The organism is Pseudoalteromonas sp. TAE56 (assembly GCF_000497955.1).
GTDB lineage: Bacteria > Pseudomonadota > Gammaproteobacteria > Enterobacterales > Alteromonadaceae > Pseudoalteromonas.
Genome location: NZ_AUTN01000128.1, coordinates 15,424 through 36,185 on the forward strand (window position 1 = coordinate 15,424; position 20,762 = coordinate 36,185).

The following is a 20,762-nucleotide window of genomic DNA, read 5'->3' on the forward strand; positions in this document are numbered from 1 at the left end:
ATATCCTTATAATTATTATAGTTTTGGTTATTCCCAGTCAAACTTATATAGCACATCAACATTTTGGTATAGGCCGCTCGTTATTTCTATGTATAACTGTGAAAGTAACTGATATCGCACAGCCACCTCACTAAGCGAATCAAATACACCCACGCTATATTTAACTTGTAAGCTGGGTGCTACGTAACCTGATATTTCTACTTTGGTGCTATCGCCACTACCAGATGAGCTTAAACTTACATCTGATAACCCAAAGGTTTCACCCACCTTAGAAACAACCCCTTCGCTGCGGCTAACCCCTTGAGAAAGTAATAACTGTGTGAGCATGGCATCGCTTGACGAACTTTCCCCGTCACCCAAAGGTTGGCCATTAAGTAAATATGCAAGTGCTTGAGCTTGATCCATCGCAGGCTCAGAAAATATTTTGAGCGTTGGTTGTTCAACATTTCCCGTGAGCGTGACCCCTGCAATGACTCCATTTGCAGTGGTATCTGGGTTACGTATAGCTTTTATATTCAAAAATGGTTGTTCAATTGAGCCGCTAAAACCGACTTGCCCGGTGCTGATTATTAAGTCTTGCCCAAAGGCTAAGTAAGTACCTTCAATTAAGTTAAGCTCACCTGTGGCTATAATTGGCGCCCCCTGACTCATTTTTATCGCTAAATCACCCGCAACTTTTGATTCCAAGCCAAACGATTCTACTTTTACATCGTTTTTAACAATCACTTTTAAATCTATGTCGTAATCAAACGGGACTTTTTCGGTAGCTTCAGTTTTTTGATCAACAATAATTTCATCATCGCTAACTTGCACCGCCCCCTCAGGGAGCTCTTCAATCATTATACGGCCGTAAGGTACTACTACCTCACCAGCAAGCTTGAGTGCATTATTAGCCAAACCTATTTTTAAGTCTGGCGATACTTTAAAAGTAACTCCCTGCTGCGCGCGAACATAAAACTGCTCGCCAACTACCGCAACATTTACAGCAGGCTGCGCACCTTGCCAATCAACATCACCTGTTAGGTTTATTTTACCGCCCTGATTGTCGTTTAAGTTGCCTTTTATTGTGGCTGTTGTTTTATCAAACAATACGTTTATGTTTGATTTTTGCAGCGCTATAGGTAGTTGCTCGCCCTCTAAACTAATATCGCTAACGTTAAGCTCGCCATTTAATAAAGGATCTTTCAACGTACCTGCTAACGCGACTTTCCCGCTAATATCTCCTTTTAACTGCTCGAGAGTTTCAAGAAATGGTTGTAAGTCTGAAAGGAGTATTTTATCTATATTAATGGTGCCATTAAGCGCTTGAGTATTTTGTATATCGTCGATATTAATTTGTGTATTTATTTTACCAAGTACACTTGATTCTAAGTTAGCTTCAAGCTTGCCAATTTGAGAATCCGAAAATGCACTGATACTTAACGTTTCGATAGGTAATTTGAAACGATCTTCATCAGAGATTAAAACCGCAGTTAAATCGCTAGAATCGATATTTGCACGTAATGTTTTAAGTGCACCGCCATGCCAATTAAGTGCAACATCGCCAGCAATATTACCGCGAGTCCGAATATTATCAGGCAAAAAGTGCTTAAGCTCTTCAAGTGCTAAGTTACTTAATTTTGCATTTAACTGACCAAGTTCTTTTGTTTGAGCTAGCGTGTCTATACATAATTCACTTTGCTCAGATGCCCAACAATGCGCGCTTACATTAAAGTCGCTGGTTTGAGTATTAACCATAATGGCAATATTTTTAGTGTTACTAAAGCTTAGCTTTTTATCACTAAGTGTTATATTGCTAAGCTCGCCATTCCAAGTGGTATTATTAATTTTGCCATTAACTTCCAGCTCTACACTGCCTTGCTCGGCATCTACTGATGCCGTAAGTTGGTGATCAGTTTTATCGCCGCTGGCATCAATTTTAACGCTATTAATTTTTTGGTCGGCCACAAGCGCCGAACCAACACTTACCGATATATCCGTTTGCCAATCGGCAGCGGTATCTAACTGCCCTTTTACTGATAATTTATTAATGTTTATTTCATCAAAAATAAAGCGATCTAGTATTAACGTTAAATCAACAGAGGGCGTTAATCGCTCACCTCTCACTTTTAAATTTGCGTTGCCATCAGCAGTAAATGGAATATTAGCTTTTTCATCACTTTTTAGCGTTACTTTGCCATCAACCTGCCAAGTATCATCAACTTGTCCGCTTAGTACTAGCTTATTGGTGCCGCTACTTAAATAAAAGCTATCAATGTTCGCTTTTAACGTATTGTCGAGCTTAAAGTTTGAAGCAAATTCTAGTGGTACATCGTTAAGTAATCCGCTTAACTTTGTATTATCCATTTGTAGCTGCCACGCATCAGCTGCGGCATTATACGAGCCTTTAAACTGCCCCGAAATATCACTAGTGACAGCGTCAGTTAAGTACTGCGCTTTTAAGTTAGCAAGCGTGCCGTTAAAGCTAGCCTGTATTCCTTTTTGCCAATCAACATTGGCTTTTATAGTTGCACTGCTTTCGTTCGCTTTTATGCTTAGCGCTTGTAATGTTGCTTTGGTGAGACTGCCTTTTAATTGGGTCTTTAAGTCAACAGCTGGGTAAGCGCCTAGTTGGCTATTCGCCTGCAGGCTAAGCTGATAGTCGTCAGCATTACCTTGTGCGTTAAGGTTAACATTTCGTACTTTAAGCTCATTACTTTGTGCATCAATAAGCCACTGCTTAATTTTGCCATTTAACTCAAACGGGTAGTTTTTTTGCTTTAAATTTGCTGTTGCCGTTAAATTAAGTGGATATTGCCCCTGTGTTTCTAAATTTAAGTTTAGGTTTGATAAGTCGCCACCTAGCTCCAAGTTAGCTTGGTGTTCATCACTTTGTAAAACAACACTCCCTTTTAAAGGTAAGTTTCCTGCAAGCTCAGCGTTAAGATATGTATTGAGCTGCCACTGTTCATACTTTGCTGAGAATGACTCTAAATTAACAGCCGCATCTTCTACATTTAACCGCAGCGCTATATTTTCAATAATATGCTGGGCTTCGCCTTGTTCTATCGTAACTTCAGCTATTTCAAAGTCCTCAACGACTAAATCAAGTGGCGAAGTAAATTCTATATTAGGCAAAGCAGGTAGATGCGTTAAAGGCGCTTGAGCATTTTGCGCAGTTTGTGTTTTCGCGTCTTGTTCTTGCTCTTTTAAAGCAACCAGTATGGTAGGGATATTCAGGCTTTTAACCGTGAGCTTAGAGCCCTCTGCTTTTGCTGAGAGTTTAAAGTTATCCACACTTACGTTTGCGCTTGGATGCTCTAGAGTAAATTTGTTTATCGCAATATTTTTTACAGCAATATTAAAAGGTAAGCTGATTTTTTCAAGCGGCTCTGTCGGGGCTTCTTCTTGTGATTCTGCAGTTTTTGGTAACGTTAAATCTATAGATTTAGCACTTAAGTTATCTATACAAATCCCATCGCATTGCCACCAAAACAAATCAATTTTCAATTGTTGAGCATTAAAATCCAAGCCATTGCTAGTAAAGCGCACATTAAAGGCATCATTATAAATAAAACGGCCATCTTTAATTTCAATATGTAGGCCATCTACGGCTTTGTTTGCACTATAGGCAATAAATTGATTACCGGGTGCGGTAAATAACAAACAAAATAGTGCAACAACTAACGTGACAAAAATAGCACTTACGGCGGCTGTTATCTTTTTTAATACTGACATTAAATTTCTGGCCCTATGGTAATACTTAAACGTGTGCTTTTACTTTCTTTTGTTAATCCCCAAGCGTGATCTATACGCACAGGGCCAACGGGTGTTAAATAACGAAAACCAAAACCAGCGCCTACTTCAAAGTCATCAGAAAAATCATTCGTCGCAGTACCACCGTCAACAAATAAAGCCGCGCGCCAGTTTTGAGCAAACTGATAGTTGTACTCTATTGTACTGGTTAGTAAGTATTTACCACCGATGAGGTCACCATCATCATTTTCTGGCGATATTGATTGGTACGCAAAACCACGAACACTTTGATCGCCACCTGCGTAAAAACGCAGTGAGTAAGGTACGTTTTCAATATCATCAACTAGCATTGCACCTACATTTGCTTTTAAAAACACTAAATGCTTATCTAAATAAGTACGTAACCATGCATGTTGCATTTGCACCCTAATCAAATTAGTACTCGAAAGTACATCATCTAAACCAAACTCAGCAGATATAAGCCACTGCTCTCCCCAATAAGGAGTCGTGCCGCCTTTTGATTTTTTGCGCGCGTAGCTAATGCCGGGCATTAACATTTCGGTGCTTTCTTCAGGCTCATCACCAATGCGATAAGTTTCTTGGTCGCGGCGTAAAAATGCAGTACGCACCCACTTATTTTCGGTCAACCATTGTCGCTGAACTTGCCCCGTGAGTATTTCACTGTAAGTGTCGTTTGTTAGTTCATCTTCTAACTTGTAGCCAACAGAGAAACGCCATAAATCATCATTAGGATCATCAACTGGAATTGTATAGGCCATGGAAATATCTTGCTGTTTTTGTGCCACATTTAGATTAGTTTCGAGGTAATGGCCGTCTTCTGTGATCCACGGTTTACTCCATTTAAAACGCACTTTGGGTCCTAAGTCAGTGCTATAGCCGCCACCAACTTCATAGCTATTAGCGGGCTTAGGGAGTACATCTACTTTAATAGGAACTTGGCTATTTTGACGTGCTGCAATGTCAGCATAAACACGCACACTTGCGAAATAAGGGGTGCTTGATAGATCTAAATTATAATCAGCAATATGTGTTGATTTATAAGGTTGGCCCTGCGAGAAAGGCGCTATAGAGCGTATGTATTTTTCAGCGGGTGTATTAGTGGCAATTTGTATATTGCCAAACTGATACCTGACTCCGGTATCAATAACAAAAGTAATAACAGCACTATTTTTTTTAACCGACACTTCTAATTTACGTGCTGGCCACTTAGCATCAAAATAACCAAGTTCTAATAGCATTGATTCTATTTTTTTATGGGTTGAGTCGTATTTACCATGATTTAGAACATCGCCTTGTTTTAAGCTGATGTTGTTAATTAATGCCTGTAATTGGGTATCGCTTTGGCCATCCCCATTTAAAGTAATGTTAATTGCTTCTATACGAGTTGCAGGCCCTCGCTCAACTTTAACGATTAATTCACTGTCGTCTTTATCAAACTCAACTTCAACGGTTGGGCTGTAGTAACCAAGTGCTTTGATACTATTTTGTACTTGCTTTTGAGCATAGCGGCGAAGTGTACGGGTTGGCTTCTCACCAATTAATTGCTTGAGGTAAAGGGCTACGTTACTTTCTAAATCACCATTTAACCCTTTAATTTCGTAATCTTCTATGACTTTTTCTGCCGCATAGCTATTTGTCGCAATTAAAGCGATCACAACACACATGCAACGTAAAAACTTAATAAACAAGTAAATATCCTTACTTTTAATATCTTAAATACACAGTTAACGAATTAAAGGCATATTAGCATAGCCATAATGAGCAACACATTAACTTAATGACAATCTAAGGTGATAAATTATGTATTGTATAAAGGTTGATATAATGAAAATTAGTACGCGTTAGGACAATATTTTAGTTACAATAGTGCCTACGAATACAAAATTAATTTTAAATGAGTTTTTAATGCAATTCCCTGATGATGATAACGGCCAACTTTTAGCCGAAATAGCTGCTGCTGGCATTGATTTAAATAAAATGCACCAAGTCGATTTTTTTATCTTATTTGAACAAGAAGCCGATGCTGAAAAATTTGCTAAAGAAATAGTCTCTGATGCATTAGTTCAAAACACTGAGCTTGGAAAATGTAAAGACACTGGCGTTTGGGAAGTAATCACTCAAGTACAAATGGTGCCAGAGCACACCCTTCTTGGACAAGCCGAGCAATACATTGAAAGCATTGCTAACAGCTTTAATGGATACGGTGACGGTTGGGGATTGATGGATGATGACGAGGCTTGATTGCCTTTTAATCTAATGTACTCGATCAGTTAAGCTTATCGGCTTAACTGATTTGCTTTTCTAAAATTCCCTTTATAGTCAAATAACTTGTCTGCCACTTTCCAACCATACTTTTTACTTTTTCGTGCAATCACAAAATCCGGTGGTACTAATTCAAATTGTGCTTTTACTACTTGCTCTGCAGTTTTAAAGTCTATCGGTGTTTGCCCAAGCCCCACGCGTTGACCAAATTGCTTATTAAATATAAATTGCCCGCCTTTATTTGCCAGGTTATATACCTCATCGCAACTTGTGCCATCTTCATCAAAATACGTTATTTTAAAGAGCTCATCTTTAATTTGAGTTACTGATAAACCACTACAACGAAGTACAAGCGCGTCTTTTAGGTTTAAGGCATTACGTAACTTATCATCAGGATCGGCCATTACCGCGCCGCAATCGTGGCATTTACGTGCAGCAATATCATTTTGGGCACCGCACTGCTCACACTCTTTAAACCTAAAACGATAATCGCACTGCTCTTTATGCCCATCATCATCTTCTAACAGCCCTTTACATCGCCTGCCAAAGTGCTCTATTACTTTTCCTGCAGAATCAGTTTTACCCCAAAATATATTTGCAAAACCACAGCCAGGACAAAGTACCTGCACAGGTTCATTATCACTATCGCTTTTTTTATCGCCTACTTCTGGGTGAAATAAATTAAAACCATTGCCGGCATAATCGATTACTAAGCAATCTGTTTTTGATTCAGATAACCTGAGACCTCGCCCCACAATTTGTTGATATAAACTAACTGATTCTGTAGGTCTTAAAATAGCTATAAAATCGACGTGTGGCGCATCAAAGCCGGTCGTTAGTACCGATATATTAACTAGATACTTTAATTGCTTAGCTTTAAATTGCGTAATGATTTTATCGCGCTCATTGTTTGGCGTATCACCTGTTATAAGTGCGCTTTGATGAGCTGGCAAGTAGCTTAATATTTCCTGAGCATGCATTACCGTGGCTGCAAAAACCATAACACCTTCACGCTCTTCACTGTATTGAATAACTTGCTGTAATATAGCTTTCGTAGCGCGCTCACTGTTTTTTAAAAGCGCATTCATATCATTAGTCGTGTATTGCCCAAATGCATTACTATCTAAAGACGAAAAATCATAATGACTTATCGCTGCATCAACTTCGTTTGGCGGCGTTAAATAATTATGTTTGATCATATACCTGAGCGGCAATTCAAAAATACAACTTTTAAACGGACTTTCTTGAGTACCTTTAACAAAGCCATGATAATGATGATGGTATATCCACCCCGTTCCTAGCCGATAAGGTGTTGCTGTTAAACCCAATACTTTTAACTGAGGGTTATATTCTTTTAAACTGTTTATTACTTTACCGTACTGACTTTTTTTATCCCCATTTACCCTGTGGCATTCATCAATAATAAGTAACGAATAATGCTCATTTAATTTATTTAAATTACGAGAAAGTGATTGCACACTAGCAAACGTTACTTGATGGTTTAATGACTTTTCTTTTAAACCTGCTGAAAATATACTCGCCTCTAAACCAAAACTTTTATATTTTTGCGAATTTTGCTCTACCAACTCTTTTACATGAGCAAGTACTAATATTTTTTGCTTAGCAATACGGGCAAGTTCAGCAATAACAAGGCTTTTACCTGCACCAGTTGGTAGCACAATAACGGCAGGATCATTACTCTTTCTAAAGTGTAAAACGGTGCGTTCTACGGCTTCTTGCTGGTAAGGTCTTAGTTTATAGCTCATGGGAAAACAAATAGGTTTGAGTAAGGAGATTTTAGCAAATAATAGCTGGGAGTTTTAAACTTTAATTATATTTTATTGAGGGTAAACAAAAAAGAGAAGCCGAAGCTTCTCTTATATTTAGCTTTAGGCTAAAAATTTCTCAAGCTCAACACCTTCAAACGCTTTAGGACGACGGCCACGGCCTGTCCATTCAATAGTCTCACCATTAAGTTCCATACGGTACTTAGGCTTAACTTTAGTACGCTTGTCAGATGCTCCATCTTGCAAATCTTCTAGCGTAAGTCCTTTTTCTTTTAAAAGATCCAAAACTTCCTGTTTCGCTTTTTGCTGCTGGGTATATTTTGAAATTGCATCATTGATAAGCTGTTGAGCTTTTTCAAGATCCGTTAATGATGCTGTTTTAATAAAAGATCGGACTTCTTTCATTTATATCTCGCTAAATTGTGTGATTGGAATTATTTAATTATTCTTTTTTAGTATAAGGGTATTTTTCAGGAATGACTATTACAAGATATAAACTAAATAACCCCTCTATTAAATATACGCTATTAGTCTTACGTTATTAAATTAGGAGTAATTTAATATAAATTGCCGATGTATAAGGGAACTTCATTTTATAAGATATATAGTCGATAAAAACACTACTAATCCGTTGAATAATAAATGTCAGCTTTTAGTACAATAAAGCAGCTAAGAACTTATATGTAATTTGCAAATATCATTACTTCGACTCAATTAAAAAATCACATTATTTATTCTTAGTGTCAGGTGAATATAATCGGAAATCACAAAGTAACAAGCTTAAAAATGAAGTGGGCCAGTAAGCACATACAAACTATAATTTAAATTTTAAATAGCAAACCAAATGCAAAAAGGTCAGAAGCATAAGCAACTGACCTTTTATTATAGTCGTCAGCGTATTAAAGACGAAACATAATCTATAAACGATTTTTAGAAGTTTTGTTCAACTTTTAAAAATACAGCTCGGCCTAAAACATCATATAATGATGTTGAAGCATCGCGATAACCTCTAGTGCCATCGTTTAGCTGAGGCGCTTCTTTATCAAACACATTGTTCACACCTAGTACAAACTTACCATTCCATTCATGGTTATATGATACTTGGATATTGTGTTTAATATAGCTTGGAATATCAGCTAAGTATGTTACACCATACTCCTCATTGCCTGAGTCTTGGTCGCCTATGTAGTATGTAGTCCATGCTGCACCAAATGCATCATTTGTCCAATCAAAGGTAACATTACCACGAAGCTCTGGGTACTCTTGCAGACCAGCGTAATCGAATGCGTCAGCACCCTCTTCTGTTACTTCTTCAAAGTCACTTACATAACTTAACTCACCTTTAAGAGCAAAGTTACCAATGCTAGACTCAAACATGTAAGCTGTTTTAAAATCAAAACCTGATGTTTCTAAACTCGCCATATTTTGGTCAAAGCTGTACATTACATCAATACGACCTGTATTTGGATCGCGAACTACTGCAGGGTTAGAGCCATTGTCTTGCTCGTCTTTTAATAGGCGCTCAACACTTACTGCTGCGATTCTATTTTCTAGCTTGATATTATAGTAAGAAAGCTCTACAGATAAGTCATCTGTTACATTCCAAACAAAACCTGTTGTAAATGATTCACCTTCTTCTGGCTCAAGATCTGGATTACCACCAAACCAAGTTTTATGTTGCTGTGAAGCATTTGGGTTACAGTAAATAGCATCAGAACCTGCATTGCCTTGCGTATCACACCAAATTGTATCGTAAGCTTTTTCGAAGCTTAGCGCCTGACTAGAGAACATTTCGCCCATGTTAGGTGCACGGAACGATTCACCCCAGCTAGCTCGAACTAATAGCGCATCAGAAGGACGCCATGCAACACCAATTTGAGGGGCAACATTATCGAATGTTCCTGATACAAATTGTGAACCAACGTCACCTTCTTGCTCGTATTTGTCATATCGAACAGCTGCTTTAATATCAACATTGTATGGTAGGTTTACTTGTAGCTCTGAATATACAGAAGTTCTGTCACGCTCTGCATTAACATCATCACCACCTGAACCACCTGACACTCGACCTGAAGCCGATTGAGGGTCACTCATTTGTTCAAATTCTACTTGCTCAAATTCAGCACCGACTACGCCAGCAATCGAAACATCACCATTATCAAACAATAATGTAGATGCTACTGTATCAAATTGAGTACTTGTAAAACGAGCTTGATACACACCTGTGTGAGCGGCTTGGCCATACAAGTCTTTCATGCTGCTATCCCAGTTAGCAAAGCTCATTCCTGATGTATTAAAGATATCATATTCGCCGCTATCAATTAATTTCTGAACAACATCATCATTTATAAGATTTGTATTGAATGAGTTAGTTGTAGAACGGCTGTGTTGTACATTAAATTCCCAGTCAATACCATTTGCAACATCTACAAAACCGACTAAACCACCTAAGAAATCAATACTATTAATTTCAGTACGAGTATCTCGCTCACCAATGTTAGCTGAGCGCATGTATAGAGTTAAATCTTCGCCTACAGGGTTTAAAGGATTATCAGCCAACATAGTTGGTTGATTTGTAGATACAGGTGTACCTGCATAGCGAGAATCAGTTTCAGAAAGTGATGCACTTGCGCGTCCGCGGAATTTTAAGTTATCAGTGAATTCATAATTGAAATTTGAAAGCATTGAGTTCTGAGTAGTATCACCAAATAATTTAGTTACTGCACCATAGTTATATAAACAGCGAGTGCCTCCATCAACCGTGTTATTTGATTCTGCACACATAGTAGGGCTTGTAACCCAACCACTAGCACCATTACCATTTGGAACTGAGCTAAATGACGAATAATCAGCATAAGTCTCATCATTTAATTTCCAAATATCTCTATCGTATACTGATTCAGCATCATAATATTCATAAGTTAGTGTAATATTACCCTTCTCACCAGAGTAACCTGTACTTACGTTAAAACGATTTGTATCACCACCTTCAGCACTAGGTAGTTCAGTATCATATGAAAAACTTAAACCGTTAAAGTCTTTTTTTGTAATAATGTTAATAACACCTGCAACAGCATCTGAGCCATATACAGCAGAAGCACCTTCACGAAGAATCTCAATTCTTTCTACTATTGCCATTGGAATACGAGAAGTATCTGCGGCGGCGCCTGAAGACGAACTTGTACCAGGCATACGGCGACCGTCAAGTAGCACTAATGTGTACTCAGCCCCAAGGCCACGCATGTTAATATTACTTGTTGCTGCTGCGCCGTTACCGTAGCCAGACATACCACGCCATGAACCAAAGCTATTTACAGAAGTATTATTTAAAACATCAGCAACTGATGCTTCACCTGATAATTGTAGATCTGCAGCGGTAATAACAGTTACTGGTGATGATGTTTCCATATCAACTTGTTTAATGCGAGACCCAGTTACTTCTATACGCTCAACTTTTTCTTTTTCTGCTGCAATAGAGCTTGCAGAAAAAGTAGCGGTTGATACCGCACTAAAAGCGATAGCTAAGCGAACTGCCTTTGAGATTTTATTATTTAACATTGGATTATCCCTAGAATATTTTTTTAATTATTTTGTTTTCAAAACGGTCTGCAATTCATCACAGTACCTATTTCGGTTTGAATAGTAGTCCCAACCTAACCAAAAGGTCAACACTCTGACAACGAAATAAACACATTAATTTACAACAACTTAAAGAAACAAAAAATCAACACATTGCCATATATTCACCATTAACCAAAGTGCAATATTCCACCTTTTGGGTTCATGCTAATAAAATGAAATTAAATGTAAACAAACCTTGAAAGTGAATTAACATTTGTAGATTATGGTGTTCCTAACAAACAAAGGAATTGCTATGAAAACCTACTCCGCATTTATTTTTATACTTCTTGTCTCTTGTTCAGCTTTCGCTGACTTAAAAGAACTTCCGGAAGAATTTTCAGATTTTAGTTTAAACAGAGACATTACTGTCTCTTACGATGACCTAGACACTCTTCTAAGTTTTACTGTAATTGATACTGGAGCATCAGATCGTTCCAAACTAAATTCTCAGGCCTCTATCGGCACAAGAATGAAATCGCATAAAAATAACGACACAGCATTAGAGGCAAATCGTTTCTTTTTTGAAGAAGTAACAAAATCAGAGATTAAAGATGGTTTTTATAAGATTAGAGTTAGCCTAGAAAGTCTTCCAAATGAAATCTCACTTAACGAACTCAGCCTTGATGAGCAACTTGCTTATTGGTTAAACCTTTACAATACGGCTATGTTAGAAAAACTAATCACACACTATCCTATTCGCGATACAGAAGATTTACTCTTTGGCAGCAATTCAATTTTAGAGGATGAGTTTTTAAATGTTGCTGGCCACAAACTTTCTTTAAACGATATACAACAAAATATTGTTTTTAAAAAGTTTGGTATAAAAAAACCAATAGTTATGTATGGGTTTTATCAAGGAAATATAGGAAGTCCTAACATTCGTGCCGAAGCATATAAAGGAAACAAGGTTTATCATCAGTTAGTTGAAAACGCTGAGGAATTCGTCAATTCAAACAGAGGAACTAGTATCAAGCGAAAAAATCGCCTTTATGCCTCTAAGTACTATGAGCAAGTTAAACCATTATTCGAAAACTTCGAGAAAGATTTACGAGAACACCTAAAAGACTATGCTAACCCGCCAATGAGCTCTGATATAAAATATGCTAAAAGCTTTAAAATAGGTATTGAAGATTGGAGAATCACTGATATTTATGGCACAGAGCGAAAGTTTGGTGGCGCAGCGTCAACAAATCCTGCCGCCATGCTCAATGCTGTTGCAAATAACTCATCAAAACCAATAGGAGCTGATGGCGCAGGTTCAGGATTAGGTGCTGTTAACATAAGCTTTTTATCTAATTCTATTTCGGAGAAAACGATGGACTTTGGCCGTTTTTCTCCAGAAATGCTCGAAAAAATTAGAGCTCTCAAGCTAAAAGAAACTGATAATAGTGGCTCTGTAAAAATAAAAGACCTTTAATAAATTTTATTATTTAACTTTAAAAAACACCCTGTTAACATGGTACGAAAAATAGGGTGTTTTATGTCTAACTTTCTTAACTCTGCGCTCACTGCTTATAATTCACGCCAATATAACCAAGCTATTCTTTTTTTGAACAAATGTGATATTAAAACTGTTGATTGGTATATTTTACTTGCCGCTACATATAGCGCACTTAACCAAAATGAAAATGCCGAACAAACATATTCTTACGCAGTAAATAAGTTTCCTTCATCCCTCCCTCTAATTGAAAACTATACAAACTTGCTATGCAGAACTACTAAACATTCGTTATGTTTAAACTTTTTAAAAAACACAAGGTATTTGGCACAAAGCGAAAAGGTATCTCTGAATTTTATAGAAAGCTTGATCAAAACCAACCAGCTGTTACAAGCAAAAAAGGAACTTTCTAAAACCGTATCTGATGAAACCTTAAAAGAGAGGTATCACTGGTTAAAGCTTGAATTACTAGAACGTTTGGGTGACTTAGAATTAGTTGAAAGCTATTACCTGTCTTTACCTGCCGATTTAAAAAATCAATTTTTATTTAAATATAAACGTGCTTGTAATTTTCGCAATATGGGTAAATTCGACAATGCTTTAGATATATTTTTAATGCTAAGCGATAAGCAGAACAAGTATAGCCCCGAGGTTAACTTTTTGATTGGCTGTACTTACTATGATTTACTAAAATTTGAGCTCTGTGAGCAGTATTTAAAACGATGTCTTGAACAGGCTCCTAACTATATACCTGCGCATGAATGTTTAAATAAATTATACTGGGATCGTGCAAACAAATCAGCCCTTATGAGCTCCTACACTAGTACATTCTTAAATCATGCTAAAAACCCACAACTAGTTCAATCACAACTAGCTCAGCTTTTACATTTTAAAAATTTTAATCAAGCCCTTGATGTATCTTCACAAGCAATTAGGCTCTTCCCTGATAACTTAGACATAAAACATGCTCATGGCATCATTTTAGGTAAGCATGGGCAAAGTGATAAAGCATTCACTATATTAGATGAGCTTGTATCACAGGCTCCCCAGTCAGCAAGATATAGTGTAGATTTGGCAAACTACTGTATTGAAAATTTTGAATATAAAAAAGCAATACTGCACTTAAATACTGCAGCTAAACACAACCCTTTTAATCAAGAAATCTGGGCTTATTTATCCACAGCTTGGCGCTTAGCTAAAGACGATAAATATCATTGGTTAACTAATTACGATATGTTTGTTAAAACAATGGCTCTACCTACGCCTAAAGGCTACAAGTCGTTTGACTCTTTTGGGAAGGATCTCAAGGAACTCTTACTTACTTTACACACTAAAGAACAAGACCCGCTTGATCAAAGTGTTAGAAGAGGAAGTCAAACTGAAGGACACTTACTCTATCGCTCAAATACGTTACTCTCATTATTTAAGCAGTCAATGGAGTCATGTATATCTACTTACTTAAATAATTTACCAGCAGATAGTATGCACCCATTAACGGCAAGAAATAGTCTAAACTTTACTGCCAAAGGCAGCTGGTCAGTAAAACTAGAAAATGGAGGATATCATGCCAATCATATTCATCCTCACGGTTGGTTGTCAGCACCCAGCTATATTTCTATACCTGATGAAATGAGTAAAAATGATCCACTTAAAAATGGCTGGTTAAAGTTAGGAGAAACATGTCTTGATCTAGGAAAAAGAGAATCAATAGATCGCGAGATATGCCCTGAAAGTGGACAAATTATCATTTTTCCTAGCTATATTTGGCATGGCACAAATGAGCTTAAAAGCGATAGACCTCGCTTAACAATACCTAGCGATATTATGCCAATTGGTTAATCTAGTTGATTAAAATTCAAACTAGTGCTATAAAAATAAACAAAAACAAAGGATTGATCATGATAAAATGCTTGCTACTTATAATCGCTATTGTTTTTATTCCAGTGAAAGCTGAAGAATTCTCTTTACCCGAAGAGTTTTCAGATTTTGGCTTAAATAGGGATATAAGCATATCTTATGAAGACCTAGACCAACTCCTAGAGTTAACCGTTATTGACATGGGTTTATCTGATAGGACTATTCTAAAACCAATAGTAGGTAATGGCACAAGGTTACGATCTAATAGAGACAGAGATACGGCTTTAGAGGCTAATCGCTTTTATTTCGAAGAAGTTGTAAAATCGGATATTAAGCTAGGTTTTAAAGTAATTCGCCAAAGCCTAGAAAAAGTACCTGAAGAAGTCCCTTTAAACGCATTAACCTTAGATGAGCAATTAGCTTATTGGCTAAACTTATATAATACAGCCATTATTGAAAAGTTAATTGAACATTACCCAGTTCGAAATGCAAAAAAATTACTCGAAGGTGAAAACTCAATACTAAACGATAAATTTATAAATGTTTCAGGCCATACCTTGTCACTTAATAATATTCAACATGATATCGTTTTTAAGAAATTTGGGAATAAGAAAATAGTAATGTATGGCTTCTATCAAGGGATAATCGGAAGTCCGAATTTACGTAACGAAGCTTACACAGCTGATAAGGTATATAAACAACTTTCAGGTAATGCTGAAGAGTTTGTAAACTCCAACCGTGGCGTTCAAGTTAAAAGAAATCGTCTAAATGTTTCTATTTTTTATGATCAAGCAAAAATTTTATTTCCTGACTTTGAAAACGATCTATTGAAGCATATTTTAAACTATTCCGATTCTTCTATTGACTCGCAAGTAGAAGATTCGGAAGAATTAATTCTAGCTATTGAGGACTGGAATGTAACCGACATATACGGCACTGAGCGCTCATTTGGTGAGGGTAATGCCACCAACAAAGCGGCCTTACTAAATGCTGTAGCAGCCAATAGTAACGTGCCTGGTGCAGGCGCTATGAACCTTAGCTTCCTAAGCGATATGTTATCCTCTAAAGTTAGCTCTCAATCTCGCTTTTCACCTGCAGTATTAGACAAAATTAATAAGCTTCGTCTCAAGAAAAAAATCAATAGTAGTAGTGTTAAAATAAAAGACTTACCCACTAAATAATTAAATTGTATTCAGCGGTCTATTGAGTGCTGAATACTCTCAGTGATTAATCTAATACATTATTAAACTCTTCAAAATCAGAAATAGATAAGCTTTCTTTAATATATCTACTGAAATTTTTATATCTTCCCGATGAAGATGTATAAAGAGGCTTTCTCACCTGCCAAACACTAGCAGTACTTACAATATTTTTTTGTTGATGAAATAAACCACTTTCACCTTGATATTTTACACCTAAAAATTCGAACAGAGGCAATAATACCCCCTCGGGCTGTGAAACAAGTTCATCATAATTGACTGTAAAAATATCATTAGGATACTTTTTTAGCCAATGTGCTTTAACACGCTGCTGCGCTTTATGGTAGTGCACTGTATCATTCAGTGCTGTCGCATAATTCAAACTTGGGCCTAAATGTTGAAAGTAAGCTGATAAACTGTTATCTCTAATATCCCGCTGTGTCCAGATAATCTTAGCTTCAGGGTACATAGCTTTAATTACATCAACGTATAAGTAATTCTCGGGCCGTTTATCAGTAACCAGACTACTATTTCCTGCTCTTAACTTTAATTCTTTCTCATAACCTTGCTGAAATAATGGTGAGTTAACCCTGCTTGATAATTTCTCAGGCTTATCAATTAAATTAAATAACTGCTTATGTAAGAAGTCAATTTCTCCTCCATTGCTAATCACTTCAGAAGCGCAAACTATTTGTTCTATTAAGGTTGAGCCCGACCTAAACATGCCACAGATAATAATTGGAACAATATCGCCAGTCTTACTTTTTACGTTACTAAGCTCTCTTGCTAATGTGTTATTTACTTGATGTTCAATATCAACTCTGTTGTATTGCGGGATATATTTTCGGTTAAAACTATTAGCTTTAGTATAATAAGACCATGATTTTTCATAATCTTTGCTATCGTCAAAAGCTTTCCCAAGCGCATAATACATATCAGCTTTTAACACATCATCTTCTGTAGCTTCTAAAATAGATAGGCTTTTTAGTTCGTACTTTAACGCTTCACTCTTATCAAATGTTTGTATATCAGCAATTCTCGCATGCGCCAGACCATCTAAAGGATTTATCTTTAATACCTGATTAAAGCTCTTTAAACAGTTTTGCTTATCACCAAGCTGCTCATATATATTAGCAAGATTAAAATAGGCATTAATTTTATTTGGTTCAATCGTAATTGCCTGCTGTAAATAATTAGTCGCAGTCTCATAATCAATTAAAAGCTCAGAGTAGACGGATGCTAACTCCACATAAGCGGTATATATGTCGTGGTAACCAAGCTCGATAGCTGCTAAGAAAGATGTATTTGCAAGACTGCCTTCGCCATTTTTTTTTGCCATCTCACCTAATTGAAAATACGACATTGCGCTATCTGGTACTATTTCAGTGTATTTTTTAAGCAAGTCTATTGCTAAAGAGAATTCATTACTGGCGGCATATAACTGACAAAGAGTATTTACATAATCGAATTTTTTGGGGGCTAATGAAATGAGCCTTTTACAAACTTCCTTACTTTTTAGTAAATCGCCTTCATTCATAGCGACTTTAAACAATACGGCTAGAGCTTGCTCATTAACCNCCTGCCACAATATTTCCACTATTCAATTGCTGTATTGCCAACAGTAAACTTTCTTTTGCCGATTTCATTTTTTCCCCATAAAAAAAGCGAGCCTAAGCTCGCTTAATAATACATTAATTAATTCAAATTAGAATTTTAATGAAAGGCTCGCATGGAAGTAACGACCTAACGAATCGTAGTAACCAGCAATAGCATTTGCGTTTGTTGATAATGAACCACCAACTAGAGGTGCTTCTTTATCCATAACGTTGTTAACACCTACTAATAAAGACGTGTAATCATTAATAGTAAATGTACCTTTAAGGTCAATATAGCTTTGTGAGCTAATACCGTCGTCTTGTACTAATGTATCAGCACCAGTGTAATCGTTTACACCGCTGAAGAAACGCCATTTAGCAGTAGCTCTCCACCAGCTGCCAGTATCGTAGCTAGCTGATACAACATGACGCCATTCTGGTTGAGGGAAACAACCGTTATCTAATGAGTCAACACAGTCATATACTTCACTTACACCAGGAATATTATCAAATTCCTTAGTTAACATGTAGGTACCAATGATACTAGTTTTTAATGTACCTTCAGCAATTTCCATATCGTAGTTTGCGCTTAAATCGATACCTTCGTAATGGATATTACCTAAGTTAGTATTTGTAGCAACAACTTGGCCAGAACCTATCCAAAGGCTACCACTACCAGGTGTACGGTCTACGTTATCACAAAATACAGCCGCGCCGCTTTTACCACATTGTGTAACTAGAATTTCTGGGTCAATATTACCAATCGCGTCTTCAAGTTCAATATCCCAGTAATCGATTGAGAAGTTGAAGTTTTCAAATGGGTTACCAACAACACCTAAAGTAATAGTATCAGCGATTTCTGGAGATAAATCTGGGTTACCACCAAACAGAGCATTATATTGATCCGCAGGGCTCTTACCTACATTGCCGTACTGGCTTGCAGAAACACCTGTATTTGCACACTCAGCTGCTGATAAAGTTGGTGTACCAGCACATGGATCTGTACCTGCCCATAAACCAGTGCTTTGTTGAGCAAATAACTCACCATTGTTTGCTGCACGAACTGCACGGTTGTAGCTTGAACGAATTTTCCAATCGCTAGTTACATCCCAGTTCATTGCCACTTTATAAGTCGGCTCAGCACCTGAAGTGCTATAGTCTGACCAACGGTAGCCTAATTCAACAAGTAAACTTTCAACTAACGGTAAATCTTCAACGATTGGTAGGCTAAGCTCACCAAACACTTCACGTACTTGATAACCACCATTTAAACTCTTAGTAGTACCACCTTGGCCAAGTAATAGACCTTGTGCGTATACTTCATCAGCTGTTCTACTGAATGTTTCTTCACGATACTCTGCACCAAATACTGCAGCAACTGGGTACTCTGAAGATGGAAGTGAGAAATCGAATTCGCCAGTAACAAAACCACTTACAATCAATTGCTCAGTAACACCGTTCAAAATTGCCGTACCAGTAAGTGACTGTGCAGCTTCTTCAGTTACACCATCAAACTGAAAAACATCATATGGGATACAACCAGAAGTCGCGCTACAATCTTCACCATTTGCTGATAAAGCTGTGATTATACGCGGACCAAAGAAGTCATTTTCATATGCTGAAGAAGATGAAGTTGAACCGTATTGAGCAAATGCTTCGTAAGACCAAAGGTCGTTAATTTCGCCTTTACTACCTAATACTAAACGGAAAGAGTTATGTTCAAGGCTGTCTGCACGAGCACCACCTTCAACGTTACGCTTACCAATATAAGTTGCAAACTGATCGCCAGAAGTCAAACCAAAGCGCTCAGTTAGTTGTGCACGTTGTGTATCATTTAGTAATGGGCTATCAAAATCAATCGAGTAATTATCATTAAAGAACGTACCAGACTCAGCAATTTGCGCTGTAGTGCGGTTACGCATAAACATTGCTTCCATAAACGGACGGAAGCTATCATTGATTTCGTAGTTAGCGAACATACCTAATGTATGACGTTCATCAGGACGCATAAAGTGGTTAATTGGCGCATAGTTATATGTATTACCAACTGAAGGAATAAAGCTGCTATCTTGACCTAGAGTCCAGTATTCGTATTGGCCTTCGCCAAAATCTACAACACCGTCAGCATTAGGAGCTGAGATATAGAAGTTAGGGTTAACAGCATTACCTGAACCGCCACAAGCTGTGCCAGCTGCATTTAGAGCACAAGATGAGTAATCACGAGCACCTTGGCGTAATTCGTTTTGTCTGTTGTAAGTAAAGTAAGCTACTGCATGGCCCTTACCGCTATCGAATGCACCACCTAAAGTCGCAGCAAAATCAAATGACGCACCATCAAGACCAGTATTACCTTCTTCATAGTCAAAGCCAGCATCATCCATTAGGCCTTGCATGTATTCATTATCGTTATTATGTTGGTAAGCAGTTGTACCTACATTAACTTCAAAACCTTCAAACTGATCGTTCATTACAAAGTTTACAACACCAGCAACAGCGTCTGCACCGTAAGTAGATGAACCACCACCAGTCATTACATCTACGCGTTTAATTAGCGCAGCAGGAATTTGGTTAATATCAGCTGATTGTGTGTATATACCACCAGCTTGCATACGACGACCGTTTACAAGAACAAGAGTACGCTGAGCGCCCATACCACGTAAATCAAGCGTTGCAGTGCCCGAAGCGCCATTTGATTGGAAAGAAGTGTTAGACGCTTCTAGTTGCGGTAAACTATTCATCATGTCTTCAACACGAGTAAAACCTGCAACAGCAATTTCTTCTGCAGTTGTTACTTGTACTGGGCTAGCTGTTTCCATATCTGTACGTTTGATACGTGAACCAGTAACTTCAATTCGTTCAACTTTATCAACTTTTTCTTCTTCAGCAGCAAAAGAACTTGCTGAAAACGCAGCTGTTGAAGCTGTACCAAAAGCTATCGCCAAGCGAACAGCCTTAGAAACTTTATTATTTAACATTTGATTCTCCCAGAATACTTTTATATTTTTTATATTTTTTTACGATCACTACTTGTTAACAAATAGTAATCATACGTTATGATAATACCAGCAGCACAACATGGTCAACATATAATTAACTTAATGTTAATTAACAATGTATCCACAGTTAAAATTATTACAATTTAAAATCACAACATTTACATTATAGTTGTTTAACAGCACCATTAGTGCATTAAATAAAACTACGGAAGGGTGTTTAAATTCAGGAGGGTTAACTTTTAGCTTATAAT

Annotated in this window: 11 protein-coding genes; 4 read left to right on the forward strand and 7 right to left on the reverse strand. The window is 37.3% G+C overall.

Going from position 1 to position 20,762, the window contains the following annotated elements:
* Positions 1–27 precede the first annotated feature (27 nt).
* Both tamB and L656_RS0114735 read right to left on the reverse strand, forming a co-directional pair.
* A complete protein-coding gene (gene tamB / locus L656_RS0114730) occupies positions 28–3,717 on the reverse strand; it encodes an autotransporter assembly complex protein TamB (RefSeq protein ID WP_024599769.1) in 3,690 nt (1,229 codons plus the stop codon).
* Entirely contained in the window at positions 3,717–5,444 is a 1,728-nt protein-coding gene (locus tag L656_RS0114735; RefSeq protein WP_024599770.1) for an autotransporter assembly complex protein TamA, read from the reverse strand. The genes tamB and L656_RS0114735 overlap by 1 nt, the downstream gene beginning before the upstream one ends.
* Before the next feature lie 217 nt (positions 5,445–5,661).
* Here L656_RS0114735 and L656_RS0114740 point away from each other — a divergent pair, with 217 nt between their 5' ends.
* Positions 5,662–5,997: a ribonuclease E inhibitor RraB gene (locus L656_RS0114740; RefSeq protein ID WP_024599771.1), complete on the forward strand. Its 336-nt coding sequence runs from the start codon at positions 5,662–5,664 to the stop codon at positions 5,995–5,997.
* Positions 5,998–6,032: 35 nt separating this feature from the next.
* On the opposite strand, the gene L656_RS0114745 is transcribed toward L656_RS0114740, so the two are convergent.
* From L656_RS0114745 to L656_RS0114755, 3 genes are all read right to left on the reverse strand, one after another.
* Positions 6,033–7,784: a DEAD/DEAH box helicase gene (locus L656_RS0114745; protein WP_024599772.1), complete on the reverse strand. Its 1,752-nt coding sequence runs from the start codon at positions 7,782–7,784 to the stop codon at positions 6,033–6,035.
* Between the two features lie 123 nt (positions 7,785–7,907).
* Entirely contained in the window at positions 7,908–8,210 is a 303-nt protein-coding gene (locus tag L656_RS0114750; protein ID WP_007586043.1) for an H-NS histone family protein, read from the reverse strand.
* 525 nt (positions 8,211–8,735) lie between these two features.
* The gene (locus L656_RS0114755; RefSeq protein WP_024599773.1) at positions 8,736–11,363 is read right to left on the reverse strand and encodes a TonB-dependent receptor plug domain-containing protein; all 2,628 of its coding nucleotides are present in this window, start codon (positions 11,361–11,363) and stop codon (positions 8,736–8,738) included.
* A gap of 316 nt (positions 11,364–11,679) precedes the next feature.
* On the opposite strand from L656_RS0114755, the gene L656_RS0114760 reads away from it, so the two are divergent.
* From L656_RS0114760 to L656_RS1000000122615, 3 genes are all read left to right on the forward strand, one after another.
* On the forward strand, positions 11,680–12,843 hold the full coding sequence (locus L656_RS0114760; RefSeq protein ID WP_158000893.1) for a DUF547 domain-containing protein: 1,164 nt from the start codon (positions 11,680–11,682) through the stop codon (positions 12,841–12,843).
* Between the two features lie 63 nt (positions 12,844–12,906).
* Entirely contained in the window at positions 12,907–14,703 is a 1,797-nt protein-coding gene (locus L656_RS0114765; protein ID WP_024599775.1) for a 2OG-Fe(II) oxygenase family protein, read from the forward strand.
* Between the two features lie 5 nt (positions 14,704–14,708).
* Complete coding sequence (locus L656_RS1000000122615; protein ID WP_139016068.1) at positions 14,709–15,902, forward strand: DUF547 domain-containing protein; 1,194 nt, start codon at positions 14,709–14,711, stop codon at positions 15,900–15,902.
* 46 nt (positions 15,903–15,948) lie between these two features.
* Here L656_RS1000000122615 and L656_RS0114775 read toward each other — a convergent pair whose 3' ends face one another.
* Together L656_RS0114775 and L656_RS0114780 are read right to left on the reverse strand one after the other, a co-directional pair.
* The gene (locus tag L656_RS0114775) at positions 15,949–17,457 is read right to left on the reverse strand and encodes a tetratricopeptide repeat-containing sulfotransferase family protein (RefSeq protein ID WP_446727583.1); all 1,509 of its coding nucleotides are present in this window, start codon (positions 17,455–17,457) and stop codon (positions 15,949–15,951) included.
* A 168-nt stretch (positions 17,458–17,625) separates the two neighbouring features.
* On the reverse strand, positions 17,626–20,490 hold the full coding sequence (locus L656_RS0114780) for a TonB-dependent receptor domain-containing protein (RefSeq protein ID WP_024599778.1): 2,865 nt from the start codon (positions 20,488–20,490) through the stop codon (positions 17,626–17,628).
* Positions 20,491–20,762 lie beyond the last annotated feature (272 nt).